Annotated in this window: 17 protein-coding genes and 1 tRNA gene; 7 read left to right on the forward strand and 11 right to left on the reverse strand. The window is 66.2% G+C overall.

The window, feature by feature from the left end; all coding sequences use genetic code 11:
• Window positions 1-15: 15 nt before the first annotated feature.
• Complete coding sequence (locus IMW82_RS14975; RefSeq protein ID WP_108472065.1) at window positions 16-2,352, reverse strand: DPP IV N-terminal domain-containing protein; 2,337 nt, start codon at window positions 2,350-2,352, stop codon at window positions 16-18.
• Between the two features lie 193 nt (window positions 2,353-2,545).
• Here IMW82_RS14975 and IMW82_RS14980 point away from each other — a divergent pair, with 193 nt between their 5' ends.
• The 5 genes from IMW82_RS14980 to IMW82_RS15000 all read left to right on the forward strand — a co-directional run bounded on the left by IMW82_RS14980 (window position 2,546) and on the right by IMW82_RS15000 (window position 6,671).
• Entirely contained in the window at window positions 2,546-2,944 is a 399-nt protein-coding gene (locus tag IMW82_RS14980; RefSeq protein WP_108472066.1) for an acyl-CoA thioesterase, read from the forward strand.
• Between the two features lie 54 nt (window positions 2,945-2,998).
• Entirely contained in the window at window positions 2,999-3,751 is a 753-nt protein-coding gene (locus tag IMW82_RS14985) for a glutathione S-transferase family protein (protein ID WP_108472067.1), read from the forward strand.
• Window positions 3,752-3,982: 231 nt separating this feature from the next.
• Window positions 3,983-4,975 (forward strand): aldo/keto reductase, encoded by a 993-nt coding sequence (locus IMW82_RS14990; protein ID WP_211005137.1) that lies wholly within the window; start codon window positions 3,983-3,985, stop codon window positions 4,973-4,975.
• A 139-nt stretch (window positions 4,976-5,114) separates the two neighbouring features.
• Window positions 5,115-5,939: an NADPH-dependent 7-cyano-7-deazaguanine reductase QueF gene (queF, locus tag IMW82_RS14995; RefSeq protein WP_211005138.1), complete on the forward strand. Its 825-nt coding sequence runs from the start codon at window positions 5,115-5,117 to the stop codon at window positions 5,937-5,939.
• Between the two features lie 150 nt (window positions 5,940-6,089).
• Complete coding sequence (locus IMW82_RS15000; RefSeq protein ID WP_211005139.1) at window positions 6,090-6,671, forward strand: hypothetical protein; 582 nt, start codon at window positions 6,090-6,092, stop codon at window positions 6,669-6,671.
• A 76-nt stretch (window positions 6,672-6,747) separates the two neighbouring features.
• Here the strand turns inward: IMW82_RS15000 and IMW82_RS15005 are convergent, their stop codons facing one another.
• The 3 genes from IMW82_RS15005 to IMW82_RS15015 all read right to left on the reverse strand — a co-directional run bounded on the left by IMW82_RS15005 (window position 6,748) and on the right by IMW82_RS15015 (window position 10,029).
• Window positions 6,748-7,803 carry a glycerophosphodiester phosphodiesterase gene (locus IMW82_RS15005; RefSeq protein WP_211005140.1) on the reverse strand — a complete coding sequence of 352 codons (1,056 nt, stop codon included), beginning with the start codon at window positions 7,801-7,803 and terminating at the stop codon, window positions 6,748-6,750.
• A gap of 82 nt (window positions 7,804-7,885) precedes the next feature.
• Window positions 7,886-7,962 (reverse strand) — tRNA-Arg (locus IMW82_RS15010).
• A 168-nt stretch (window positions 7,963-8,130) separates the two neighbouring features.
• The gene (locus tag IMW82_RS15015; RefSeq protein WP_211005141.1) at window positions 8,131-10,029 is read right to left on the reverse strand and encodes a M61 family metallopeptidase; all 1,899 of its coding nucleotides are present in this window, start codon (window positions 10,027-10,029) and stop codon (window positions 8,131-8,133) included.
• A gap of 286 nt (window positions 10,030-10,315) precedes the next feature.
• On the opposite strand from IMW82_RS15015, the gene IMW82_RS15020 reads away from it, so the two are divergent.
• Entirely contained in the window at window positions 10,316-11,401 is a 1,086-nt protein-coding gene (locus IMW82_RS15020) for a GGDEF domain-containing protein (RefSeq protein ID WP_211005142.1), read from the forward strand.
• Between the two features lie 12 nt (window positions 11,402-11,413).
• Here IMW82_RS15020 and IMW82_RS15025 read toward each other — a convergent pair whose 3' ends face one another.
• From IMW82_RS15025 to IMW82_RS15045, 5 genes are all read right to left on the reverse strand, one after another.
• Window positions 11,414-12,925 (reverse strand): amino acid permease, encoded by a 1,512-nt coding sequence (locus IMW82_RS15025; RefSeq protein ID WP_211005143.1) that lies wholly within the window; start codon window positions 12,923-12,925, stop codon window positions 11,414-11,416.
• Between the two features lie 168 nt (window positions 12,926-13,093).
• Window positions 13,094-14,380 carry a sterol desaturase family protein gene (locus IMW82_RS15030; protein WP_211005144.1) on the reverse strand — a complete coding sequence of 429 codons (1,287 nt, stop codon included), beginning with the start codon at window positions 14,378-14,380 and terminating at the stop codon, window positions 13,094-13,096.
• The gene (locus IMW82_RS15035) at window positions 14,380-15,117 is read right to left on the reverse strand and encodes a lysoplasmalogenase (RefSeq protein ID WP_211005145.1); all 738 of its coding nucleotides are present in this window, start codon (window positions 15,115-15,117) and stop codon (window positions 14,380-14,382) included. The genes IMW82_RS15030 and IMW82_RS15035 overlap by 1 nt, the downstream gene beginning before the upstream one ends.
• 106 nt (window positions 15,118-15,223) lie before the next feature.
• Window positions 15,224-15,439, reverse strand: coding sequence for a hypothetical protein (locus IMW82_RS15040; RefSeq protein WP_211005146.1), 216 nt, complete (start codon window positions 15,437-15,439; stop codon window positions 15,224-15,226).
• 114 nt (window positions 15,440-15,553) lie between these two features.
• Window positions 15,554-17,266: a sulfatase-like hydrolase/transferase gene (locus IMW82_RS15045; RefSeq protein WP_211200259.1), complete on the reverse strand. Its 1,713-nt coding sequence runs from the start codon at window positions 17,264-17,266 to the stop codon at window positions 15,554-15,556.
• Window positions 17,267-17,483: 217 nt separating this feature from the next.
• On the opposite strand from IMW82_RS15045, the gene IMW82_RS15050 reads away from it, so the two are divergent.
• Window positions 17,484-19,481 carry a bifunctional 2',3'-cyclic-nucleotide 2'-phosphodiesterase/3'-nucleotidase gene (locus IMW82_RS15050; protein ID WP_108472078.1) on the forward strand — a complete coding sequence of 666 codons (1,998 nt, stop codon included), beginning with the start codon at window positions 17,484-17,486 and terminating at the stop codon, window positions 19,479-19,481.
• Between the two features lie 593 nt (window positions 19,482-20,074).
• Here IMW82_RS15050 and IMW82_RS15055 read toward each other — a convergent pair.
• A complete protein-coding gene (locus IMW82_RS15055) occupies window positions 20,075-23,884 on the reverse strand; it encodes a hypothetical protein (protein WP_211005147.1) in 3,810 nt (1,269 codons plus the stop codon).
• Between the two features lie 669 nt (window positions 23,885-24,553).
• Entirely contained in the window at window positions 24,554-25,447 is an 894-nt protein-coding gene (locus IMW82_RS15060; protein WP_211005148.1) for a UbiA family prenyltransferase, read from the reverse strand.
• Window positions 25,448-25,449: the final 2 nt, after the last annotated feature.

Genomic DNA, 25,449 nt, shown 5'->3' on the forward strand with positions numbered 1-25,449 from the left:
AACCGGACGTAGCGCTCAGCGCCAGGGCCACGCCTTCAGCTGGTACTCGTGCGGCGGCGTGTTGCCGGCCAGGTACTGCACGAAGTAGTCCCAACGACGGCGGGTGGCGTACGGGGTGGCTGCGGCGTAGCCGTGGTGGACATTCGGGATCAGCAGCAGGTCGAAATCCTTGTTCGCCTTGATCAGCGCGTCGGCCACCAGCAGGGTCTGGTAGGGCGGCACGTTGTCGTCCATGGTGCCGTGCACCAGCATCAGGCGACCCTTGAGGTTCTTGGCGAAACTCTGGTTGGCCTGGGCGTCGTAGTTGGTCTTGCCGTCCTTGTCGGTCACCAGCAGGCCCTGCCACTTCTCGGCCCAGTCGTCCTCGTAGTTGCGGTTGTCGTGGTTGCCGCTCTCGGCCCAGCCGACCTTGAAGAAGTCGGGGTAGTGGAACATCGCCGCGGCGGTGGCGTTGCCGCCGCCGGAATGGCCCCAGATGCCGACGCGGTCCAGGTCGATCCACGGATACTTCTTGCCGAGTTCCTTGATGCCAAGCACCTGGTCAGGCAGCGTGTTGTCCTCGACGTGCTCGAAGTAGGCGTCGTGGAACGCCTTGGAGCGCCACGGCGTGCCCATGCCGTCGAGCGCGATCACGATGAAGCCGAGTTCCGCCATCGCCTGGTGGTCGGCGCGTGCGGAGGAGAAGCTGCGCCCCCGCACCGAACCGGTCTGCGGGCCCGGATAGATGTAGTCGATGATCGGGTACTTCTTCGACGCATCGAAGTTCGTCGGCTTGAACATCATGCCGTACAGGTCGGTCTTGCCGTCGCGGCCCTTCACGGTGAACGGGATTGGCGGTACCCAGCCGGCGGCCTTCAGGCGCGAGATGTCGGCGGTGGCCACGCTGGCCAGCTGACGGCCGTCGACCGCGCTGCGCAGCACGGTGACCGGCGGCGTGGTCGGGGTGGAATACGCATCGACGAAGGCCTTGCCGTCCGGCGACAGCGTCACCGTATGGTCGGCCGCTTCCGGCGTCAGCAGCACCGGCTTGCCGCCGTCCAGGCTGACCTTGAAGAACTGCTGGTAGTACGGGTTCACGCCCGCCGTGCGGCCGACGCCGCGGAACCACACGGTGCGCGTCTTCGGATCGACCTTCAGCACCTCGGTGACGTTGCCGTCGCCCCTGGTGATCGCATGCTTGAGCTTGCCGCTGGTGAGGTCGTACAGGTACAGGTTGCCCCAGTTGTTGCGCTCGCTGAACCAGATCGCCTCGTTCGTCTCGGGCAGGTAGCGCCAGTTCACCGCACCATTGCCGCTCTCGTAGTACGTCGGCACCACTTCCTCGAACACCGTGCGCACCTTGCCGGTGTTCGCGTCGGCGATGCGTAACCACTCGTGCTTGTGATCGCGCGAGGTGGAGACGAAGGCCAGCGTCTTGCCGTCCGCCGCCCACTTCACGTCGTCCCAGCCGCCATCGGGGCCGCAGCTGACGTCGTCGCACAGGCTGGAGCGGTGCTGGTCCGGCGGCATCTGCAGGCGCGTGACCTTCTTCGCGGCGACATCGATGATGACGCGCTCGATCATCGTCACGTCCTTGTCGCCGACCAGCGGGTACTTCCACTTCTCCAGCTTCGGATGGCCGACGTTGGTGCTGACCAGGTACATCTCGCCAGTCTTGCGCTGGTCCTGCTGGAAGGTGGCGATCCGCTTCGAATCCGGCGACCACTCCACGATCGCGTTGTCGGTGTGCTTCCAGCCGGCGTTGTCGGTGGCGTAGCCGAAGTTCTCGACGCCGTCGGTGGTGAGCTGGGTTTCCTTGCCGCTGGCGACGTCGCGCAGCCACAGGTTCCAGTCGCGGATGAACGCCTCGCTCTGCTTGTCCGGCGACAGCGCGCCCGGCTCCTTGCCGGTCTTCACCAGCGAGGCGCGGTCGACGCAGCTCGCCTCGGCGGCGGCGAGGTCGCATACGTAGTGCTTGCCGCGCACGGCGACGTCGATGCGGCCGTCCGGCTTCGCCTCGTAGCCGGTCACCGGCAACTTCTCCGCATCGACCGGCTTGCCGCTGGCCTTGCCCAGCGCCGCGGCCAGCTTCACCTGATCGAACAGCGGCGCGGCCTTGCCGCTGGCCGCATCCATCCGCACGAAGTGATCGCCGCCGGCATCGTGGTCGACATACCAGAAGTGGCCGTCATCCAGCCAGTCGACCTTCTGCACCGCGTGATCGACCAGCGGTGCGGTGTTGTAGCTCATGAAGCGTTCCGCCTGCGCGTAGTCGTTCGCGCTCAACGTCCGTCCCTGCGCGGCCACGCCGGCGGACAATGTTCCCATGACCAGCGCGCCAAGCACGCGTGAACTGCCGATCTTCAAACCCATGTTGCGTTCCCCTTGCGGAAGCGGATTCCTGCGGTTGCCGACCCTGGCCCAGATGCACCGAACACCCGATGCTAACGTGGCATGACCGATGGCACCCCTGCCATTGGTCCCGATTGCCCCGCTCATGCCGCAAGATGCGCCACCGCATGGACGCCACGCAACCCGCACCCGTCCTCCATGGAAGCCACCCCCGATGCCGCCTGCCCCGATCGAAGCCCGCCTGCTGGAAATGGTTTTCCCCGACCACACCAATCACCTCGGCACCCTGTTCGGCGGCCAGGCGCTGGCGTGGATGGACAAGGCCGCCTTCATCGTGGCCTCGCGCTACGCACGGCGCACCGTGGTCACCGCGCGCTCGGAGGAGGTGAACTTCCGCGTGCCGGTGCGTACCGGCCAGCTGGTCGAACTGGTCGCCAGCGTGGTCAGGGTCGGCCGCAGTTCGATGCACGTCGAGGTGGAAATGACCGCCGAGGATCCGCTCAGCGGCGACCGCCGGATCTGCACCACCGGCCGCTTCGTGATGATCGCGCTGGATTCCAACGGCTCGCCCACGGCGATCCCGGCGCTGCCGGACACCATCGACCCCGCTTGACGGGCCTGCACCGGCGGTTGCACGCTGCGCCATCCATGTTCCCGGAGCCGCGCCATGTCGCAGCGCCTCAGAGTCATCGGCAATTACCTCTCGCCCTACGTGCGCAAGGTGCTGGTGTGCCTGGAGCTGAAGGGGCTGGAATATGAAGTCGACCCGATCGCGCCGTTCGTGGGCGACGACGAGTTTTCCCGGCTGAGCCCGCTGCGCCGCATCCCGGTGCTGGTCGACGGCGCGCTGGTGCTCAACGACTCCTCGGTGATCTGCCAGTACCTGGAGGACCGGCAGCCCACGCCGGCGCTCTACCCGCGCGACATCGCCGATCGCGCCCGCGCGCGCTGGCTGGAGGAATACGCCGACACGCGGCTGGCCGACGGGTTGATCTGGCGGCTGTTCTATCAACTCGCGATCAAGCGCCACATCTTCGGCGAAGTGCCCAACGAGGCGGTGGTGCAGCACGCGCGCGACCAGGCGATCCCTGCCGCACTCGACTACCTGGAGCAGCAGCTGCCGGACGACGGCTTCGTGTTCGGTGCACTGTCGATCGCCGATATCAGCCTCGCCAGCTTCTTCCGCACCGCCTCGTTCGTGCGCTACGCGATCGACGCGGAACGCTGGCCGCTGATGGCCGCGCTGGTGGCGCAGGTGCAGGCGCTGCCGGTGTTCCGGAAACTGGCCGGCTTCGAGGACTGCATGCTGCGCCTGCCGCTGGCCGAGCAGCGCGGCGCCCTTATCACCGCTGGCGCCCCGCTGACCAGCGACACGCTCGGCACCAGCACGCCGCGCCCCGGCCCACCACGCGCGTCGTGATTGCACCCTCCCCTGCAACGCAGGGGGAGGAGCCATCACGACACACGCGGGCGTGGTCCACCGTGGCGGTGAGGCTGCCCAGCCCGACGATCCGCGTCTACAGCCGCATGGCTTCGAACCGATCCATCGCGATGGTTGTCTTGCATGGATTGGTGACAGCCATCATTGAGCATGTATCCGACGACCCTCACGGCGCACCATGCGCCAACCTTCACCCACCGGAGCCGCCTCATGCAGACCCGCACTCTTGGAAAGAATGGCCCCGAGGTTTCCGCCCTCGGCCTCGGCTGCATGGGCATGAGCGCGTTCTACGGCGCCCACGACGACACCGAGTCAATCGCCACCATCCACCGCGCGATGGATCGCGGCCTCAACCTGCTCGACACCGCCGACATGTACGGTCCGCACACCAACGAGGTGCTGCTGGGCAAGGCGATCAAGGGTCGCCGCGGGCAGGCTTTCATCGCCACCAAGTTCGGCATCGTGCGCGACCCGGACAACCCGGCCGCACGCGGCGTCAACGGCCGTCCGGACTACGTGCGCGCCGCCTGCGACGCCAGCCTCAAGCGGCTGGGCATCGACACCATCGACCTGTACTACCAGCATCGCGTCGACCCGACCGTGCCAATCGAAGAGACCGTCGGCGCAATGGCCGGGCTGGTTGCCGCGGGCAAGGTGCGTCATCTCGGCCTGAGCGAGGCCTCCGGCGCCACGCTGGAGCGCGCGTGCAGGGTGCACCCGATCGCCGCGCTGCAAAGCGAGTTCTCGCTGTGGACGCGCGACCCGCAAACCAACGGCATGCTCGATGCCTGCCGCAAACTCGGCGTCAGCCTGGTGGCCTATTCGCCGCTGGGTCGCGGCTTCCTCACCGGCGCGATCCGCTCGCCGGACGACTTCGACGCCGACGACTACCGGCGCAACAGTCCGCGTTTCATGGGCGACAACTTCACCCGCAACCTGCGGCTGGTCGAGCAGGTGAAATCACTGGCCGCCGACAAGGGTTGCTCGCCTGCGCAGCTGGCGCTGGCCTGGGTGCTGGCGCAGGGCGACGACGTGCTGGCGATTCCCGGCACGCGCAAGCGCTCACGGCTGGACGAAAACCTGGCTGCGCTCGACGTGCGGCTCACCCCCGCCGAGCTCGCCACCATCGACGCGGTATTCCCGCCCGACGCCGTCGCCGGCAACCGCTACGCCGATTCGATGATGCACATGGTGAACGTGTAAAACCCTGCTGCGCGCCTCCCTTGCTGCAGAAGGGAGGCGCGCCGCCGCTGCTCCCCTGCACGCAGGGGAGAGCCGGGATGGGCCCCGCTCTTGATCTTCCCCCGGCAAGCCGCACCCGCAGAGCAGTTAAACTGCGCGCATGAGTACCCCCGAACACTCCCCGCTCGGCAAGGACACGGTCTACGCCGACCGTTACGATCCCGGCCTGCTGTTTCCGATCCCCCGCGCCGACAAGCGTGCCGAGATCGGCCTGGGCGAGGTGCTGCCGTTCCACGGCGTGGACATCTGGAACGCCTACGAATTGTCGTGGCTCGACCAGCGCGGCAAGCCGCAGGTTGCCCTGGCCGAGTTCCACGTGCCGGCGGCCTCGCCCAACATCATCGAGTCGAAGTCGTTCAAGCTGTATCTCAACGGCTTCGCGCAGGAGCGCATCGCGGACGCCGCGACGCTGTCCGCCACCCTGATGCACGACCTGTCCGCGGCGGCCGGTGCAGTGGTCAACGTGCAACTGCGCGACGCACGCGCCGCTGCGCTTCCCGTGATCGATCTGGACGGCCATCTGCTCGATGACCAGGACATCGCCATCGACCACTACGGCCCGCCAAACGCCGATTTCCTGCAGGCCGACACCACCGCCACGCCGGTGGCGGAAACCCTGGTCTCGCACTTGCTGCGCTCGAACTGCCCGGTCACCGGACAACCCGACTGGGGCAGCGTGCAGATCGCCTACCGCGGCGCACCGATCGACCACGCCGGCCTGCTGCGCTACCTGGTCTCGTTCCGCACCCACAACGAGTTCCACGAGCAATGCGTGGAACGCATCTTCGTCGACCTGACGCAGTGCTGCGCGCCACGGCAGCTCAGCGTGTACGCGCGCTACACCCGCCGCGGCGGACTGGACATCAACCCGTTCCGCAGCAGCACGCCGGCCACGCCCGCCAACCCGCGCACGGTTCGGCAGTAGGCCCGCCGACGCGCGCGTCAGTGCCGCGTGAAAGTTCAGCCATGGCCATTCCCACCGGTAATCGACGCTTCAGATCGGCGGCGTTAGCCTCGGTGCCCTGACACCAGGCTTCCCAGCGGCATCCGCCACGTCATCGACACCGGAGTTCCCATGACCCGACCCATGCGTCCCATCGCGCTGTACGGCACCCTCCTGACCGGCCTGCTGCTCGGCGGCTGCGGCAAGCACGAATCGACACCGGCCAGTGCGCCGGCCCCGGCCAGCACCGCTCCGATGGCCATCACGCCAACACCGACACCGCCGCCCGCCACTGCCAGCACGGCCGCGTCACCGCCCGCTCGCACGGCCAGCGTAGCCAGCGCCGCCCCGGTGGCCGCCCCGCCGGCCGCGCCGTTCACGGTGGCCAGGCTGACCCTGGGCAGCACGGTGAACGCCGAGCACCAGGTAACCCGCGCCAGCAACAGCTTCACCACCAACGACAAGACCATCTATGCCAGCGTCGCCACCGAAGGCAGCACCGGCGGCGCCACGCTCAACGCGAAGTGGAGCTACCTGGAAGGCCAGGGCCAGCTGGTCAGCAGCATCAGCCAGTCGATCGCCACCGACGGCCCGGCCATCACCACGTTCAAGGTGCAGAACCCCGACCTGTGGCCGGAAGGCAAGTACAAGGTCGAGATCTCGCTCGACGGCAAGCCGGTGGCGAAGCAGGATTTCCAGATCAGGAAGAGCTGAGCGGGAAACAAGTGGCAAGCAGTGAGCAACGTGCGAGCGCCATGCCGGCGGTTCCGCGTTGCTCACGCATCTTCACTCAAGCCTGCCGGTTCAGCGCCTTGCACCCGATCGCCGGATCGTCGGTGAAGAACGCATCGATGCCGGTGGCGAGGTAGGCGCGGATCTCGGCGATGGAACCGGCCGCATTGAAGTCGTGCGGGTCGCTGCCGTGCCACAGGTCGAGCGGCTGGAAACCGTTCTCGGGACGGAAGGTGTACGGGTGCACTTCGAGGCCGGCGACATGCGCGTCGCGCACCAGCGCCGTCGGCACGCCCAGCACCCGGTTGGCCGTCAGCGGGATGATCGCGCGGATGTCCGGGCCGATCGCGTCCGCATACGTGGCGATCTCGCGCAGCCCGGCCGGCGTCATCATCTGTGCGTAGCTGAGCCTGCCGCCCGCCGCGACCACGTCGTACGGCTGTTCCCCCGCGTCGCCGAGCAGTTGCAGCAGGCGGATGTTGCCGTGCGCACCACCGAGCCGGCCGCGCAGATACCTCAGGTTGCCGACCTCGAACGACTGGATCTCCACCGGCGCCGTGCGGGTATGCTCGTGCGCGGCCAGCGCGGCCAGCAGCGCGTCCTCCATCGGCAGGCCGATGTCCCGGAAATAGCTGCCGTGCTTGATCTCCGGGATGATCCCGATGGCCTGCCCGCGATCCTTCGACCCGGCCGCGACGAGGTCGATCACCTCATCCAGCGTCGCCAGCGGAAACTCGCCGTCATGCCGCGTGCCGCGCAGCTCCGGCAACCGTTCGCGCGCGCGCAGCGTCTTCAGCTCGGCCAGGCTGAAGTCCTCGCTGAACCAGCCGGTCACCAGCTCGCCGTCGATGATCTTGCGGGTCCTGCGCGCGGCGAACCCGGGGTAGCTGCCCACGTCGGTGGTACCGCCGATCTCGTTCTCGTGGCGCGCCAGCAGCACGCCGTCCTGCGTCATCACCAAGTCCGGCTCGATGAAGTCGGCCCCATCGGCGATCGCCCGCGCATACGCCGCCAACGTGTGCTCCGGCAGATGCGCGCTGGCGCCGCGGTGGGCGATCACCTGCACCCTGGCGGCAAGCGGCTTTTCGGCGGCGGCGATGGCAGGTGCGGACATGCCATGGAGCATAAACGAACGCGGCGGACGCGTAGCGACGCCAGCGCGCCTGACGCCATGGGGCGTGCAGGGATCACAAAAGTGGTGCGCCCGGCGGGATTCGAACCCACGACCCCTGCCTTCGGAGGGCAGTACTCTATCCAGCTGAGCTACGGGCGCATGCAAGGCCGCGCGGCAGGCCGGCCGAAGGCCGCTGCCGCGGGGGAGCGCAGTATAGCGGAGTTGCCGACGAGGGGCATGCGCGGCGCGGCGGGATGTGGTGCCTTGCCCCGCACGCGCCCTGTTGCCCTGCCCCTCTCCCGCAGCGGGAGAGGGGCGCACGCGGTTTCAGCGGGCCTTGAGCAGCGCGCCCAGGGTGTCGGGCTTGCTGGTGTCGCGGACCAGGTGCGGGTACTTCAGGCCGTCGTGGTAGTCGATGCGCACGGTCTTGTACTCGTTGAAGTTCTTCACCAGCAATTCGACCGGCTGGTTCTTGTCCTTCGCGGCGGCGGTGACGGCGTCCTTGAGCGCATCGGCGTCATAGTCGTGGCCGTTGACCGCAATCACCGTCATGCCGGGCGAGATGCCGGCCTTGAATGCCGGGCCGTCCCACAGCACGTCGCCGATGGCACCCGCCTTGCCGATCGACAGGCCGAGCGAGTAGGTCAGGTCGGCGGAATGCCGGCGCGCCTCGATCGCCTTCACCGCCTCGGACGGTTTGTCGGTGTAGACCAGCTTCCAGCCGTGCGACTCGATGCCGCCGGTCAGCGGGCCATGGCCGTCCAGACGCGTGCGCAGGTACTTCGCCCAGTCGTACGGCGCGATGTCGTTGAGCGTCTTGACCACGTCCTCGAAGACGTAGGTGTTGACGTCCCACTTGCCGTTCTCCATGCCGAAGAACGCCTTGCCGAAATCGTCGATGCTCTTCTTGCCGCCGCTGAGTTCACGCAGCTTGCCGTCGACGTCGAGCCAGATCATCTGGCCGGCCGAGTAGTAATCCTCGCTGGCCTGGTAGTTGCGGTACGGCAGGGGCGCGCGCTGCGCGATCACCGGATCGTTGGTGGTGTCCTGCACGTTGCGGAAGCTGGCCAGGCCGGGGCGGCCCTTGTCGTAGGTGGCGGCGGTGAAAGCCCACATGTCGCGCGCCTGCTCGGCGTCCCACAGGCCCGAACGCGCCGCCATCACCTGGCCCCAGAACTGGGTCTGGCCCTCGTACACCCACAGCAGGGTGTCGCTCATCGGCTCGTTGAAGTTCGGCGTGGCGAGATCCGCACCGCGGCGGTACTTGCCGTCCCACGAGTGGTTGAACTCGTGCGAGAACAGGTCGCGGCCCAGTGCGTTCTTCTTCCACTCGGTGAAGAAATCGGCCGAGGTGCCATCCTCGCTGGAGCGGTGATGCTCCAGGCCATTGCCGCTCATCTTGTCGCTGAGCGAGACCAGGAAATCGTAGTGATCGTAGTGGTGCGCGCCGTACATCTTGTACATCTGCTGCACCAACTCGCGGAACGGCTTGATCTGCTCCGGCTTGATCTCCAGGTACTTCGCGTCGTCGGCCACGATGTTCATGTGCACCGGCGCCTTCGCGCCCGGGTCGAGATCGATGCGCTTGAAGTACTTGCCGGCGTAGATCGGCGAATCGACCAGGTCGTTGTAGTTGATCGGCTTGAAGTGGATCGTGTCGCCATCCTTCGAGGCCACTTCCAGCGCGGTGCCGGCCTGCCAGCCGGTGGGCAGTTTCACGCTGGCCTCGGTGTTGATCTGGCGCGCGAAATGGCCGGCGGGATAGATCGTCACCGCGTTCCACTGCAGGTTGAGCATTTCCGGGGTCATCACCACGCGGCCCTGGTTGCGATCCTGCGGCGACAGGAACTGGAACGTCACCTCCACGCTGCTCACGCCCTGCGGCACGTCGAGGTGGAAGGCGTACACGTTGAGTGGATCGCGCGTCCACGGCAGCACCTGGCCGTTCGCCTTCACCACCAGCCCCGCCATCTTGTCGATCGGTCCCGTCGGCGAGTGATTGCCGGGGATCCACTGCGGATACAGCAGCGTCAGCGGACCGGCTGCGACCGGCAGCGTTTCATGCACGCGGAAGATCCGATGCACCACGTCGGTGGCGTCCACCGTGACCTTCAAGGTGCCCTGGTACGGCACATCCTGCGGTGCCGGGACATCGGCGAGCGCGGCGAAACTGGCCAGGCCGAAGGCGGTAGCGGCGAGGGCGGAAGCGAGACGGGTGGCTTTCAATGTGTTCTCCGGGGGTGGAAATGGGAAGCCTGGCGGACGCTGCCGCTCGATCCGCATTCCACGGTGCGAGGCGGACAGACCAGGCAGGCTCCGGGAATCGCGTCGCGGAAAGTTGCCGCGACAGGAATCCGAGGCGTCGATGCTAGACCGGCAACGCCGGGCTTCACCCCTGCCGAAGGTCACGACGATGGCTCGCACATGAACCGGTCCGGCCGATCGCGGAGACCTGGCATCCATCTTGCTCGGCTTGCGTTGACGCCCTCACCTTTCCACCCGCGGAAACCGCATGCACGCCCTGTTCAAAAGCCTCCGGCTCGCCGACAACCCGGAGCAGCGCCGCGAGTACAGCCGCTATCTGGCGCTGCGGATGGGACCGATGATCCACGCCCTGACGCTGGTGGGTGCGCTCGCCTATCTGGTGGCGGTCGTCGCCAGCACCCTGGTGCGCCACTCGCCGCTGCCACTGTGGCTGCGCCTCGCGCCGCTGCTTCCGCTGCTGCTGGTGGCCTCGTCGACCCGGCATGTGCGGCAGCCGCGGCTGCTCAGCGCGCTGACCCTGCTGTGCATTTTGCTGCTGGAGATCGGCATCAACCTCAACGGCTTCGGTGACATGCGCGGGCATTCCATGGTGTTGCCCGGGCTGCTGTTGCCGGTGGCGTCGTCGGTGATCTGGCTGGGGCGCTGGGATTTCGTCGCGGCGATGCTGCTGTGCGCGCTGGGGCCGTTGCCGTTGCTGTTGTTCGGCCGCATCGATGGCGTGCAGGTGTTCCAGTACCTGGTCTACATGACGGTCGCGATCGCGCTGTCGACGGTGCTGCGCGCGTTCATGGCGCGCACCCTGTTCGAACAGTTCCGGCTGGAGCACCAGCTGCGCGAGCAGGCCAATACCGACGGCCTCACCGGCCTGCTGTTGCGCAACCGTTTCCTGGAGCTGGCGCGGTCCGCGATGGCCGAGCTGCACCACCAGCAGCAGCCGGCCTGCATGCTGTTCCTGGATGCCGACCACTTCAAGCAGATCAACGACCAGTATGGCCACGCCGCCGGCGACGCCGCGCTGATCGCGCTGGCCGCGACGATGCGCCGGCAGATGCGCCAGGGCGACCTGATCGGCCGCATCGGCGGCGAGGAGTTCGCCATGCTGCTACCCGGCAACAACCTGGAGCAGGCGCGCCAGCGTGCCGAGCAGTTGCGTCAGTCGATACACGAGATCCGGCGCCCGGACGGCCCGCTCACCGTCAGCATCGGCATCGCCGAATGCTCGCCACGCTGCTGCGACGACATCGAGGCCCTGCTGGCGCGCGCCGACCAGGCCATGCGCCAGGCCAAGAACGCCGGGCGCAATCGGGTGGTGTGCAGCCCCGACGATTGCTGAGTGTCGCGGGCGTTACGTCCGCCCGCCCTGTTCCATCCGGCTGTGCCGGATACCGTAGGCGAAGTAGATCACGCAGCCGATCGCCATCCAGAGGATGAAGCGCTCGTAGGTGATCCACGGCAGGCCATAGATCAGCGCCACGGAAAACAGAATGCCCAGGGGCGCGGTGAACCACACCGCCGGCGTGCGGAAGTTGCGCTGCAGGTCGGGCCGGCGCACGCGCAGCAGCATGATCGAGGCGCAGATGATGATGAAGGCGCTGAGCGTGCCGATGTTGACCAGCTCGGCCACCTCGCCGATCGGCAGCAGGCCGGCGACCAGCGCGGTGAACACGCCGATGATCAGGGTCGGCCGCGCCGGCGTGCCGAAGCGTGGGCTGACCTTGGCGAACCAGCCCGGCAGCAGGCCGTCGCGGGCCAGCGCGAACCAGATCCGCGCCGCGCCCAGCATGAAGGCGAACAGCACGCTGGTGACGCCGATCACCGCCGCCGCCGCAATGGTCACGCTGAGCCAGTGCAGGCCGATCGACTCGAACGCGTCGGACACCGAGGCTTCGCCGCCCAGCTTGCTGTAGTGGGTGATGCCGGTGAGCACCAGCGACACCGCGAGGTACAGCACCATCGCGATCGCCAGCGACAGCAGCACCGCCCGCGGCAGGTCGCGCTGCGGGTGCTTCGACTCCTCTGCCGCGGTGGTCAGCGTGTCGTAGCCGAACACCGCGAAGAACACCACGCTGGCGCCGGTCAGCACGCCCTGCCAGCCGAAGTGGCCGATGCCGGTGACGGCATCGACCACCCGCGGCGGCACGAACGGGTGCCAGTTCGCCGTATCGATGTAGAACACGCCCACCAGCACCACCAGCAGCACGCCGATCACCTTGATCGCCACCACCAGGGTATTGAAGCGCGCGCCCCACTCGGTGCGCACAGTCAGCAGCACGGCGACCGCCAGCGACACCGCGGCGGCGATCACGTTGAAGCGATGGCCATCGCTCGGCCCGGCGATGGCGTTGGTGCCGTGCAGGCCGAACAGCTGCTGCAGGTAGTACTGCATGGTCTGCGCGCTCATGCTCTGCTGCGCCCACTCCGGCAGGTGCACGCCGGCGGAGTTCAGCAGCACCTGCACGTAGCCGGACCAGCCGATCGCCACCACCGCCACCACCAGCGCGTATTCCAGCAGCAGGTCCCAGCCGATGATCCACGCGGCGAATTCGCCGAGCACCGCGTAGCCGTAGGTATAGGCGCTGCCGGTGACCGGGATCAGCCCGGCGAACTCGGCGTAGCACAGCGCCGCGCAGGCGCTGCCGACGCCGGCGATGAGGAAGCTGATCGCCACCGCGGGGCCGGCGTTCATCGCCGCCTGCTGGCCGGCCAGCACGAAAATGCCCACGCCGATGATGCCGCCGATGCCGATCGCGGTGAGCTGCCACAGCCCGAGCACGCGGCGGAAATCGCCGCGCGTGCCGGCCTCCGCCTGCAGCTGCTCGACCGTCTTGTGGCGCACCAGCTTGCTGAAGAATCCCATCGCCTGCCCCTGAGTCAAACAAGCGGCGATCATAGCGAATGCGCACGCAGGCACCCAGCGCGGTGCAACACGGTTGCCACCGGACCGCCGAAGTTCCGCGCAAATCCTGCAGGGCGGGCAACGGCCGCCGCTTTTGCCGGAGCAGACAGCCGGCGGGCGATGCCTGCCCTAGCGCAGCGAAGCAGCTGCGGATTCAGCGGGAACAGCGGCCACGCCCGCGCCGACCGACGACGGGCGCAGCCATGGCAGTGCGAGCGCGCTGAGTCCGAACACCAGCGCGATCGCCAACGCGAGATGGCCGTCCAGATGGCCGACGCCGAACCAGCGTCCGCTGAGCAGCGGTACCGCGGCGGTGGCCAGCACGCGCACGCCTTCCGCCCACGGCGCCCAGCGGCGGCCTTCCATCAGCGCGCCGAGCACGCACAGGCCGGCAACCAGATAGATCGCATACAGCAGCAATTCCGGCAAACTGGCCTTGCCGGCCATGCCGAGGAACTGCGTGGTCATGCCCAGCAGCAGCGCGAACTGCAGCAGTACATAGACCTTCAGTGGCCGCGACAGCGGCGGGTCGAAACGCTCGCTCGGCATCACGAAATCCGGCTTCGGGTAGCGCGCCGCCACATCGGCCGGGCGCCAGCCCGGCGGCTTCAGCCACACCAGCAGCTTGTCGCGCCAGCGCCGCGCGTGCCACGCGTCCACCGCGCTATGCCAGTACACCTCGGCGTTCGCCCACAGTGGATTCCAGCTGCGCAGCGGCGAGCGGGTGCCGTATACCGGCGGTTCGTTGTCGTCTTCCTCGACGAAGCTGCCGAACAGGCGATCCCACACGATCAGGATGCCGCCGTAGTTGCGGTCGAGGTAGCGGTCATTCACCGCGTGGTGCGCGCGATGGTTGGACGGCGAGCAGAACACCCGGTCGAACCAGCCGAGCCGGCCGATCTGCTCGGTGTGCACCCAGAACTGGTACAGCAGGTCGATCAGCGCCACCACCACGAACACCTGCAGCGGCACGCCAAGCACGGCCAGCGGCAGGTAGAACAGCCAGCCCAGCAGCATGCCGCTGCCGGTCTGGCGCAGCGCGGTGGACAGGTTGTAACGCTCGCTCTGGTGGTGCACCACGTGCGCGGCCCACAGGATGTTCACCCGGTGCCCGGCGCGGTGCAGCCAGTAGTAGCAGAAGTCGTAGCCCAGCAGCGCGCCGGCCCACACCAGCAGGCTGTCCGCCGGCAGCACGAACAGCGCCAGGTGTTCGACGCACCACGCATAGATACCGATCGTCAGCAGCTTGCCGAACACGCCGACCAACTGCGAGATCACACCCAGCCCGATGCTGTTGATCGCGTCGTTGCTGGCGTAGGCGTCGCGCCCGCGTCGCTTCGCCACCAGCAGCTCGATGCCGATCAGCAAGAAGAACACCGGGGTGGCCCAGGTGATGATGAGTTCCTGTGTATTCACTACCCTGCCCCGTTCGCCGTACCGACGCGCTGCACCGAGCGCGCGATCCACCACAGCGCCAGATAATACGCCGAGAGCACCCACAGACTGGCCAGCGGCAGCGGGCCGCGGAAGCGATCCCAGGCCAGCAGGCTGTCGCTGAGCATGAAGGTGAGTGCGCCGAGCGCGGCCAGTCGCGCGGCCGGTGCCTGCGCATCGCCGCGCCGGGCAAACATCCGCGCGCGCACCAGCGCCTGCCCGCCCATGCTCGCCAGCACCAAAACGTACACGATCACCGGCACGCGCAGCGGCGCGCCGATCGCATCCCACAGCAGATAAAGGTTCACCGCGCCGTAGCCGAGCGTGACCAGCAGCAGCCACGGCCGCGCGGCGAAGCGGCTGTCGCCGAGGAACGCGGCGATGAAGCACAGGTGGCCGCACAGGAACGCCAGCAGTCCCGGCACGAACAGGTCACCCGGCATCATCAGGAACACGTCGCCGAGCAGCGAGCAGGCGATCCCGGCCAGGATCCAGCGCCGGTAGCGCGACGACTGCGCCGGACGCGCGCGCCACGCCAGCACGAAGATCAGCACGGTGGCCAGCGGCTTGCCGCACCAGTGCAGCCAGCGCCAGCCCTGGCCGGGATCGGCAGCAGCCAGCAGCGCGCCGGCGATCGCGGCGATCGCGGCGCCCAGCGTAGCCAGCGCCAGACCGCGCGGGTATGGCGCGGACGCGCAGGCGAAGGTAGCGACGGACATGGGCGATCCGGGTGACGAAGCTTGCCCGATCATAGCCCGGGCGATCGCGTCGGCGATGAACATGGCAAGGGCCTGCGACCATGCCGTGGCAACGGCATGGCCGTGCTCAATCCTTGCCGTACATCCGGCGATACACCGCGCTCACCCGTTCCTCCAGCGCACCACCCTGATGCGCCCGCCTGAACGCGTCGTTGAGCTGTTTCTCGGCGGCGTGCAGATCGCGCAGGAACTGCCGGGCGTCGTCCGACAGGCCACCGTCAGCCATCTGTCGTTCGAGGCTGGCGGCGGAGCTTTCCCGGCGTGGCGGCTTGCGCTGGTTCATGCCCAAGGGCAAGCAAGACGCCTGCCAGTAGCGCCGGCACCGGCGCCACGCAGAATCGACGCCTGGCGCCGGCCTGCCGGCATGGCCGCTGGCGACGGAAACTGCCGCGGCGGGTCACTGATACACGTGCAGCCGGCCGATCGTCCAGGCGTGGTAGGACGCCAGCAGGCCTGGCACAGCGCAGTCGTCGTACAGGCCGTGGCAGCGTTCGCGCAAATCGGTCGCCGCGGTGAAGTACGCGTCGGTGGGCACGCCCGCCGCCTGCAGCACCATGCTGGGCAGGAAGGCGATGTCGAGCAGCGGGTACTGCGGCAACGGCGGACCGGCGACGTTGCTCTTCAGCATGTAGTAGGTGAGGTAGTCGCGGTACGGCCGCAGCGCCGGCGGCAAGCGGCGCGGCAGATCGCGGATCAGGCCGTTGAAGGACGGCTGGTGGTCGCCGAAGTGCAACAGCACGGTCGGCTGCGCGCGGTCAAGGAAGGCATGCTCCAGTGCACGCATGGCCAGGTCCGAAGCGTGCAGGCGCGCGAGGTAGGTGTCGAAGTTCAGCGCGGTGTCCGCCGGCAGCCCGCGCAGCAGGTCGCGGTAGGGTCGCGGCAGCTTCGCCATCGGCTCGTGGTCGTGCGGGCCATGCTGGTTCAGCGTCAGGATCATCAGGAACACCGGCTGCCCCGGCTTCTTCACCTTGTCGTAGATGCGCTTTGCCGCCGCGAACATCTGTGCGTCGCTCTCCTCCCACTCCTCCAGGCCGAGCTCCCCGGCGCCGTACAGGTGGTCGAAGCCGTAGGCCTGGTACGCGTTGCGCCCATTGATGAAGTCGGCACTGGTCGGGTAGACGCCGATGGTGAGGTAACCGAGCCGGCGCAGCTGCAAGGCCAGCGCGTCGTGCACGTTCGGCGCCAGCACGTACGGCGCGTACATGCCGCCGGGACCGAAGATATCCTGCGGCATGCCGGTCAGCGCGGCGAACTCGCTGACCCAGGTGCCGCCACCGAAGGTATGCACGCGCAGCATGCCGTGCGCGCGGGTGCGCGCATCGGGGCGGAACATCGCCACCCGGCACGGCGGCACGTTGCAGGCATCGTAGATCGACGGGTCGAAGGTGCTTTCCTCCAGCACCTGCACGATGTCCGGATACGGTGGCGCCGTGCTGCCGGGGGCGCCCTGCGCGGTGGCGCCCCAGTCCTGCTCGGCCACGGCGTCATCGGCCATCGCCGGCAGCTCCACGTCGGCGTCGTGCAGGTTGACGAAGAAGTTGGTCAGCTGCGCGTCGTCGGACATCTTCTGCCACGCGTTGCGCGAGTGCACCCGCGCGAACGGCCCGCTGGGCAGCATGCACAGCCACAGCGCCAGCGCGCACGACGCGACGCCGCCAAGGCGCATGCCGGCGACGCGCCGCGACCGCGGCCGCGCCAGCACGCGCCAGTCCCAGCGCCACACCAGGTACAGCAGCGGTGGCAGCAGCACGCCCAGGCCGATCCCCACCGTGTACAGGTGCGGATAGTGGCGCAGCGTGTCGAGCAGGCTGGTGCGCACGTAATAGATGAAGTCCGACGGCATCAGCTGCGAATCGAGGTAGCGCAGCTTCAGCACCGCCACTGACTTCAGCAGCAGGAACAGCCCGCCGCCGACCAGCAGCGCCGTGCCGAGCCGACCGAACGCGAACAGCAGCACGCCGGACGTGCACAGCATCAGCCCCATGATGAAGCCGCGCTGCAGCGGCTGCGGCTCCTGCCAGGCGGTGAGCGCGATGCAGCCGGCGAAGAACGCCAGCGCGCACAGCACCACCGCACCCGCCCGCGTGGGACGCAACGACATTCGACGCATGGCTGGAAAGTCCCCCTGCAGGACGGGTATCACCGAAGTGCCATCTTACGGTCTTGCAACGGCAACAAAGCGCCCCCCCGGCACATCGTTCCACTGGCGTTGGGCCTGGCGCCGCTGGCGAGGCGCAGGCCTGCCCCGGCGACGGATGGGCAGGCACCCGGTCACCCTGATCTGCTAATTTCCGCGATCAGTCCCCCCGCATTCCCACGGAACCACCATGTCGCCACGCCCGTTCACGCTCGCCACCCCGCTGCTCGCCCTCGGCACCGCCCTGCTCGCCGGCTGCACCATGCTTCCCTGGCAGGGCGGCAGGACGCCCGACGGCGCGCGCGCGAACGTGGCGATCCTGGAAACCACCGACGTGCACGCGAACGTGCTCAGCTACGACTACTACAAGCTGAAGCCGGACGATTCGCTCGGCTACGAGCGCACCGCCACGCTGATCCGCCGCGCCCGCGCGGAATTCCCCAACAGCTTCCTGTTCGACAGCGGCGACACCATCCAGGGCAGCGTGCTGGCCGACTACCAGGCGCTGGTGAAACCGGTCGCCTGCGACCAGGAACTGTCCATCTACAAGGCGATGGACGCGATGGGCTACGACGGCGGCACCGCCGGCAACCACGAGTTCAACTACGGCCTGGGCTTCCTGTCGCAGGTCACCGGCACGCCGATGAACGTGGACGGCGGCCACACCGACCGCTGCGCCGGGCCGAACTTCCCGCTGGTGCTGGCCAACGTCTACAGCGCGCGCGACGGCAAGCCGATCTTCAAGCCGTGGACGATCGTCACCAGGACCATCACGGCCTACACCCCCGACGGCAGCAAGATCCAAGTGCCGCTGAAAGTCGGCATCATCGGCTTCACCCCGCCGCCGATCCTGGAGTGGGACCAGCAGAAACTGGCCGGCAAGGTCACCGTCAGCGGCGTGGTCGAGGCGGCGAAGAAGTACCTGCCCGAGCTCAAGGCGCAGCACCCCGACCTGGTGGTGGCGATCCTCCACGGCGGCCTGAACACCGCGCCGTACACCCCGGACATGGAAAACGCCGGCTGGTACCTGGCCGGCGTGCCCGGCATCGACGCGCTGCTGCTCGGCCACTCGCACACGGAATTCCCCGGCCCGCGCTACGCCGGCATGAAGGACGTCGACGCCCGGCTCGGCTTCGTGCGCAACGTGCCCGCGGTGATGGGCGGCTTCTTCGGCAAGGACCTCGGCGTGATCCAGCTGGTGCTGAACCGCAAGGGCGGCCGCTGGGTGGTCGACCTGGACAACACCCACAGCGAGGTGCGCCCGATCTGCAAGGCGAAGCACGATTGCGTGCCGGCCGATCCGGCGATCGCGCCGCTGGTGCAGCAGGCGCACGAGGCGGCGATCGCCTACGTCAACACGCCGATCGGCGAGAGCACGCTGCGCCTGAGCAGCTACTTCGCCGACGAAGGCAACATGACCGCGCTGGCGCCGGTCAACGCCGCGCAGATCGACTACGTGCGCCGCGAGCTGCCGCGCCTGCATCCCGAGCTGGCGAACCTGCCGGTGCTGGGCGCCGCCGCCGCCTTCCGCACCGGCTTCGGCGGCCCCGACGACTACACCGACGTCGCCCCCGGTCCGCTCACCCTGCGCAGCGCCGCCGACCTGTACTTCTATCCGAACACGCTGGCCGCGGTGAAGATCGACGGCGCCGGTGTCAAGGCGTGGCTGGAAAAATCCGCCGAACGCTTCAACCGGATCGACCCGGCCAAGGCCAGCGAACAGCCGCTGATCAACAGCCGCTTCACCGGCTACAACTTCGACCAGCTCCAGGGCGGTATCCACTACGTCATCGACGTGTCCAAGCCGGCCGGCCAGCGCATCACCACGCTGACCTACCAGGGCAAGCCGGTCGAACCGACCCAGCCGTTCATCGTGGTCACCAACAACTACCGCGCCAGCGGCGGCGGCCACTTCCCCGGCCTCGACGGCAGCAACATCGTACTGACCGCGCCCGACGGCACCCGCGAGATCCTGGCGAAATGGTTGGAACGCCGGCACACGGTCGGTGCGAAGGATCTCGAACCGACCTCATGGACCTTCGCCCCGCTGAAGACCCGCGGCCCGGTGGTGTTCACCGGCGCCAGCGGCAAGCAGGCTGTGGCGCGCGAGGCCGGCCTCGACAACATCCGCCAGCTGAAGGACCACGGCGACGGCACGGCGACGTATGTGATCGACCTGTCGCGTTGAACGACGCGTTTTTGTAGGGCGGGCACTGCCCGCCGCTCCGGCTTTCTGCTGAGTCCTGGGACGCCTCAGGAGCAAGAGCTTTCGTCCTCCTGCGGAGGCCGAGGTACTTCTCTTTTGCTTGTCCAAAAGAGAAGTACCCAAGAGAAAACGACACCCCGCTTGGCGCTTGCCGCCCATCCATGGGCGGCAAGTCCGTGAGCCGGGGCCGGGCTTTTCGACCGGACTCCTGTCCGGGCGAAAAGGAGTCGACATCCATGTCGACTCCCGCTGCGCGGCCTGTCGACCCCGACTCACCGCCGCGCAAGGGACCCCGGGTAGAGCAGCGGGCCATCGTGGCCCGCACTTTCTAGAAGATCCAAGGCCGCGCCGCCTGCGCCTTTAATGTAATTGGCAGTTGCCGTCCCTCCACGTCACGCGCGCCAAAAACGTCTCGCGCTCCGCTCGTTGAGTCGGCCTCAGGGCCGACCTGCGGGAGACCCGATACAGTACATACTTGATGGCTCGGAAGGTCCGCTTTCGACCCATTGCAGACACTCGAGTATTCGGAACAGTAATTATCCCGCCAACTACTTAGTTGTTTAAGAGATGGAGCGCTACTCGAAAGACTCATCCCGCTCTCGACTGGTGCGACCGAGTATTTCGGTCCACCAATCAATACGACGGCTAATTTGTGCCATCGCTTGTTCTCTGGACGCCTCTTCCGGAGATCCTTGCTCGATTGGAAGGGAGCTCAGAATGTCCTGAATCCTATGCAGAATAGGCACCTCGCGCTCCGAACTGCCCGATCTCTCGCCGCGCTCTGCGATCTCCTCGATGAAGGCACACTTGTCGAGAGCCAATTCGTAGAGCCGATGAGCAACAAGAGGCTGTTGATCAGTGGGATCTGCAAGCCTACAGATCCGGGCGGCGAAGGAGATGCGCGGGACAGAGTCTTCAGCACACCACTGGATGAGCAAGTCATCCGAAATAGTTGGAACGCCCTTCCCCGTAGGGTCTACCGTCGATTCCTCTAAAATCAGATCGCTCACGGCATGCCGGCGCTTTGGATCTTCCAAGCCGAATAGGTAAGTTAGAGCCTCCTTGGGGTGTCGGCGAATGATTGGTGCCAAGAAGTTGCCCGTCGTGCTGGGGAGATAACGGGGGTGGATGGTGCGCGCCTGAACAGCGCGCGATAAGACACCTTGGATGTCTTCGAAGGCCACCGAATGCTTGACAGCGCACGAGATCAGTTCTTCGATCTCATAGTCCAGCCGCTCCTGCGCATGATCGTCGAGCTCGGGCCAATCGATGAGCGTCAAGAAGTCGCGACAGTATCGGCTAAGGAGCTGTTGCTCGGATTCTCTTCGCTCCTTGGCGCTGTAGATGACCATATGCAGAACATCAATGGCGACGTGAATACCTTCTTGGCCTTTGGTCGTAAGGCTATCGAGGATCGTAGTGATACTCTCTACGGAAACGGGTCTGAGCGCGCCGCCGTAACCGAGACTCCGATAGCGCCATAGCGGTGCCAAGTTCGCATCCAGGGCTCGGCGTATCCGCTCGGCCCCCTGCTCGTCCATCGGCACTGAGATTTGAAGGTTCGGGAACCAAGGCCCGATAGCCGGGTTGTCAATCGCGCTGTCCAGTAAAGATGCCGTCATCACCGCGTCCTGTTCCCCCCAAGCGGAAATCAGCCCACAAACAAATGAAGGATTGAGCTGCTCGGGATCGGGTGCTGCTTCGATAAGCGCGCGAATCTGCGCGAAAAGCCTTGGCGCATCGGGTGTTGCTTGAGCCACGCCGCGACCAACCGAAAGCACGTAGTAGCGAGCACTGCCATCGATCAGGGCGGGCAGCAACTCACGCAAGAGCGCCGGATCTACGGCGAGCGCTTGACCCAAGCTCTCGCCTCTGGCGGCTGCTCGATCGGCCGCGTCGGCAATGTCCTCGTCGTTGTCCTCGTGATCAATGGGATCCCGCATCGAGATCATGGCACGGACCTGCGCGCGAAGTCCGGTGGGCGCCACCAATGCCTTGAAGGTGGTTGCGTTCGTTCGAAGTTCACCGTCTACATTCTTGCGCCTCAGAAGCTCGTTGACAGCTTTCCAGGCGTCCAGCCAGCCGTCACACGCGACCAGACGAGGGGCAAGCGCCGCCATGCGATCGGTAAGAAGAGAATCCCCGGCGAAACCAAAGACGCCTCGGCCTAGCGCCGCCCGAATGCGCCGCCCTGTATCGTCAGCTCTGGTAGCGTAGGGCTCGGCGATATTGATAAAGAGCAGATACCACTCCCGCTGTTCTTCAATGCTCTTTGGCCACCACCCGCTGCTGCGCTTGCGTGCGCCGAACTGAAAGGTCGACTGGTTGCGAAAGCCACGGACCCTTAAGGTCTCCTCAAGCAAGACCAGTCCAATGCGTCGCTCGCTGGGCTGGTCGGACGTCAACAGCCGTTCCACGAACTTCGCCCGCTGCGCTCCCGGTGCCATGGTGCCCGAATAGTAGAGCTGAAAAAGCGGCTTGAGTTGATCCAGCGTTTGCTCCCCGGTTCTTCGGTCTATGGACTGCAGGGGCAGAAGGTCAAGCAGGACTTTGACGCATCGATCAAATAGATCCGGGTCATACGCAATGGACTGGACGAGCTGGGCAAGCTTGTCCACTTCAGACTCATGACGCTGACCGGCACCGCCTTCCGCGGCGAAGCGTTCCGTTGCGGCCAGCGCTTGCTCAGGAGTGACCACCGAAAGGCGCAAAAAGATCAGGAAGTCCTTTGTCGAGAGACCGGCCAGATCTGAAAAGAAGCCGCCGGGTTCCAGCCAAAGGCAAACCAGCTTCTTGGCAGCGGATGACGCATGGAGAAAGCTTAGACGGTGAGCGAAGGATGACCGCACTCTCTCCGAAGCGGTGGCACACAGGCGATTCTCAAGATCGGATGCCGGATGCTCTTCCAAGGCTTCGGCGGCAAGCCGATTTGAAACCGCATGCGGCAACAAGGCTCGCCATTTTCCTCGTTCCTGAAGCAACCCACGCCGGCGCAGCTCAACCATGTTGCGTCGGAAGTCTATAGGTGTACTGCTAGCGAATGATGCGAGGATCGCTATTTCCGAGGTTGCCGAAAGATCTTCACCATCGAACGAATAGATCAAGCTGGCCGCTTTCGCGCAACGTAGCAGCTCATCACCGGCGCCACGGGATTGCTCGAACAGCCGCCTGAACAGGTCGCCATCCTTCAGCGAAGAGAGATCGTCCGATTGTTTTGAGGTGGAAGCCAAGGCGAACGCAAGACGGGAGTTGCCTTCACTGGCTGCAATGACAACATGAGCGTCGCTCCAAGACAGTTGCGGGTAACGGCTGCGCAGGAGCGCAGACAATGTCTCATCAGAGACGCCCTCCAGTCGATAGACAGTGGTGTCGTCAGGCAGATCGTCCTGGATGTCGTATTCAATCGTCAGAAGCCCAAGCTTGTTGGCCACCTTTGCCTTGCGCTCGACGAGCGCACGGTGAGACTTCTGACCACAGTTGTCGACGATCAATATCGATCGCTCGCCAAAGCCGGCGAGGGTCTCGATCATCACCTCAGGTGAAGGATCAGGACTGTTCGAAATATCGGTATAGATCGCCCAGTCCTGCGAGAGGGAAGCAGCATTAGTTTGGATACGGGGGTCGAATAGGACCTGCGCCAAACGGGTCTTGCCGACGCCGGACAGGCCGACGAGCCGCACCGTGGTTCCAGCTGCCAGATCGCGCCGGATCGCATTCAAAGCTTGAAGATCGGTCATCGCCTCGACCGCACCCGGAGCGAAGACCCGAGGCTCCTTCCCCACAATGAACTCGGCACTCTGGTCAGTCTCTTTGTAGGCCCACGGCCCGTAGCCATTCCATCCCTGGATCGGCTTGCCGATGCGTTCGCGTACCCAAATCGCGAGTGGTGGAAATTGCTCGACCCAGTCAGCGATCTGGCGCGCACCGAGAAAGTCGACCCTGATTTTGCCTGTCAGTCCATGGTCGTTTAGCACCGTTTCCATGGCTGCTACGCGATTCCGCCGTTTCGGATCAGCGGGATCGTCGCGAGTAGAGGCGATGACATAAGCACCAGTGTCCGGTGCCAAAGCGGCTATCGATGGGCGGATGACTCCTTTGGGAGCCATCTCCGCAACGATCTTGGCAGGCCCAAACAGCTCGGCTTTGACTTGGATGATGGCAACGCTTCTGCCCAAGGGGCCGCCTACATCACAGACAGGTTGACCGTCGACCCGGACATCGACACCTTCGTCCGCTGCCCGCTGGTCCCCACCCCAGAAGACATTGGCAGGATCAAGACCGACACGCTGAATGTGTAAGCGGCAGAGACGGGCCAGTAGCTCTCTGGCCTGTCCGTCGTCCAAGGCTCGCATGTGGTCCGTTTGGACATGGAAGATGGGGTGCATGCCGCGATTGTCGCAAGAACGGAGGGTCTATTGAGCGTGATATAGAGCATCACTGATTAGCCTTTCAAAAAAGTACGCGAGAGCGTCCTCAAATCATGGCTTTGGTCGTTCCAACCCAGCCTTTGGCGAACTTCAACCAACGACCGCTCTTGGCCGAACTGAGACATTCGTGGCATTGAAAAGCCCCGCTCGCAGTCGGACTTTCTTGTTCTTGGCTTTACGGCTTTCGCCACTGCGCTCGAGGTCGGGCACCGAGTCCGGGCCAGGATGGCCCGCTGCTCTACCCGGGGTCCCTTGCGCGGCGGTGAGTCGGGGTCGACAGGCCGCGCAGCGGGCGTTGCCAGGGATGGCAACGCCTTTTCGACAGTACACGGATGTACTGTCGAAAAGCCCGGCCCCGACTCACGGACTTGCCGGGCAGGAGCCCGGCAAGCGCCAAGCGGGGTGCCCCTCTCTTTGGTTCCTTTCTCTCGGGCAAGCGAGAGAAAGGAACTCGCCCTCCGAAGGAGGACGAAAGCTCTTGCCTCTGGAGCTTTTCGCGCCGAACGAAGCAAGAGCATCACCCACGAGCGGGCTCCTACAGAGGCACGACCGAAGGCCTTGTGCGCGGGAGCAACCAAACGATGCGACCCAAGACAAGAACCCTGCGGTGGCGGTTCGACGGCCCCCTCAACGAATCATCACGAACACCGTCACGATGACCAGCAGCACCAGCGGATACAGGCTGGCACGATCAAACAGTCGTGCCGCCTGGCGGCCATCCAGCGTGCGCGCCAGACGGAACGCCGGCGGCAGCAGCAGAACGGTGCCGGCAGCGAGAATGGCGAGCTGGAACAACCAGCCGCCACCCAGCGGCGACAGGCGCGGCAACAACGCGCTGGCGAGTACGGCCAGACCCAGGCTGACCACCACCAGCACGCCGGCCGCGCGCAGGCCAAACACCAGCGGAATGGTGCGTGCGCCGATGCGGCGGTCCTCCTCGATGTCGTTCCAGTCGGCCGGGATGTTCTGTCCGCCGATCTCCCACAGCATCAGCCAGATCAGCGTGCCCAGCAGCCCACGCCACGAGGGTTCGGGAATGACCGCGAACACGGCGGCGATCGGGCCAGCCGACTTGACCAGACCGCTGACCACGGTGCGCCACCAGGTCACCTTGAGCAGCTTGACGTAGACCACTTCCAGCGCCGCTGCGGCGAACACGATGACGAGGATCCGCGGGTTCAGCAGCCAGGTGCCGAGCACGGCCAGCGCGAACCAGCCGCCGAACCACGCCAGCGCACCCTTCATGCTGATCAGGTTCTGCGCCAGCGGGTAACGCATGGCGGATGCCTCCACCGCGTAGCCCGGGGTGATCCCGCCGGCGACCTTTTCCTTGTCGTCCTTCACCCCGATCAGGTCGTTCAGTGCATAGACGGCCGTATAGCCGGCCAGCGCGGTGGCCAGGGACAGCGCCAGCACCCGCCACGACGGGAAGTGCCCCAGCCACAGCAGCGCGACGAAGCCGGGCATGGCGATGTCGAGCACGCCGTGGACGGAACGCGACAAGGCAAGGAAACGCCGCATGG

The organism is Rhodanobacter sp. B2A1Ga4, assembly GCF_018101315.1.
Taxonomy (GTDB): Bacteria; Pseudomonadota; Gammaproteobacteria; order Xanthomonadales; family Rhodanobacteraceae; genus Rhodanobacter; species Rhodanobacter thiooxydans_A.

What these genes read in the sequence shown, in the direction of transcription:
- IMW82_RS14975 (WP_108472065.1), bottom strand. Translation starts at nt 2,352, where the DNA reads ATGGGTTTGAAGATCGGCAGTTCACGCGTGCTTGGCGCGCTGGTCATG.
- IMW82_RS14980 (WP_108472066.1), top strand. Translation starts at nt 2,546, where the DNA reads ATGCCGCCTGCCCCGATCGAAGCCCGCCTGCTGGAAATGGTTTTCCCC.
- IMW82_RS14985 (WP_108472067.1), top strand. Translation starts at nt 2,999, where the DNA reads ATGTCGCAGCGCCTCAGAGTCATCGGCAATTACCTCTCGCCCTACGTG.
- IMW82_RS14990 (WP_211005137.1), top strand. Translation starts at nt 3,983, where the DNA reads ATGCAGACCCGCACTCTTGGAAAGAATGGCCCCGAGGTTTCCGCCCTC.
- queF (WP_211005138.1), top strand. Translation starts at nt 5,115, where the DNA reads ATGAGTACCCCCGAACACTCCCCGCTCGGCAAGGACACGGTCTACGCC.
- IMW82_RS15000 (WP_211005139.1), top strand. Translation starts at nt 6,090, where the DNA reads ATGACCCGACCCATGCGTCCCATCGCGCTGTACGGCACCCTCCTGACC.
- IMW82_RS15005 (WP_211005140.1), bottom strand. Translation starts at nt 7,803, where the DNA reads ATGTCCGCACCTGCCATCGCCGCCGCCGAAAAGCCGCTTGCCGCCAGG.
- IMW82_RS15020 (WP_211005142.1), top strand. Translation starts at nt 10,316, where the DNA reads ATGCACGCCCTGTTCAAAAGCCTCCGGCTCGCCGACAACCCGGAGCAG.
- IMW82_RS15025 (WP_211005143.1), bottom strand. Translation starts at nt 12,925, where the DNA reads ATGGGATTCTTCAGCAAGCTGGTGCGCCACAAGACGGTCGAGCAGCTG.
- IMW82_RS15035 (WP_211005145.1), bottom strand. Translation starts at nt 15,117, where the DNA reads ATGTCCGTCGCTACCTTCGCCTGCGCGTCCGCGCCATACCCGCGCGGT.
- IMW82_RS15040 (WP_211005146.1), bottom strand. Translation starts at nt 15,439, where the DNA reads ATGAACCAGCGCAAGCCGCCACGCCGGGAAAGCTCCGCCGCCAGCCTC.
- IMW82_RS15045 (WP_211200259.1), bottom strand. Translation starts at nt 17,266, where the DNA reads ATGCGTCGAATGTCGTTGCGTCCCACGCGGGCGGGTGCGGTGGTGCTG.
- IMW82_RS15050 (WP_108472078.1), top strand. Translation starts at nt 17,484, where the DNA reads ATGTCGCCACGCCCGTTCACGCTCGCCACCCCGCTGCTCGCCCTCGGC.
- IMW82_RS15055 (WP_211005147.1), bottom strand. Translation starts at nt 23,884, where the DNA reads ATGCACCCCATCTTCCATGTCCAAACGGACCACATGCGAGCCTTGGAC.
- IMW82_RS15060 (WP_211005148.1), bottom strand. Translation starts at nt 25,447, where the DNA reads ATGCGGCGTTTCCTTGCCTTGTCGCGTTCCGTCCACGGCGTGCTCGAC.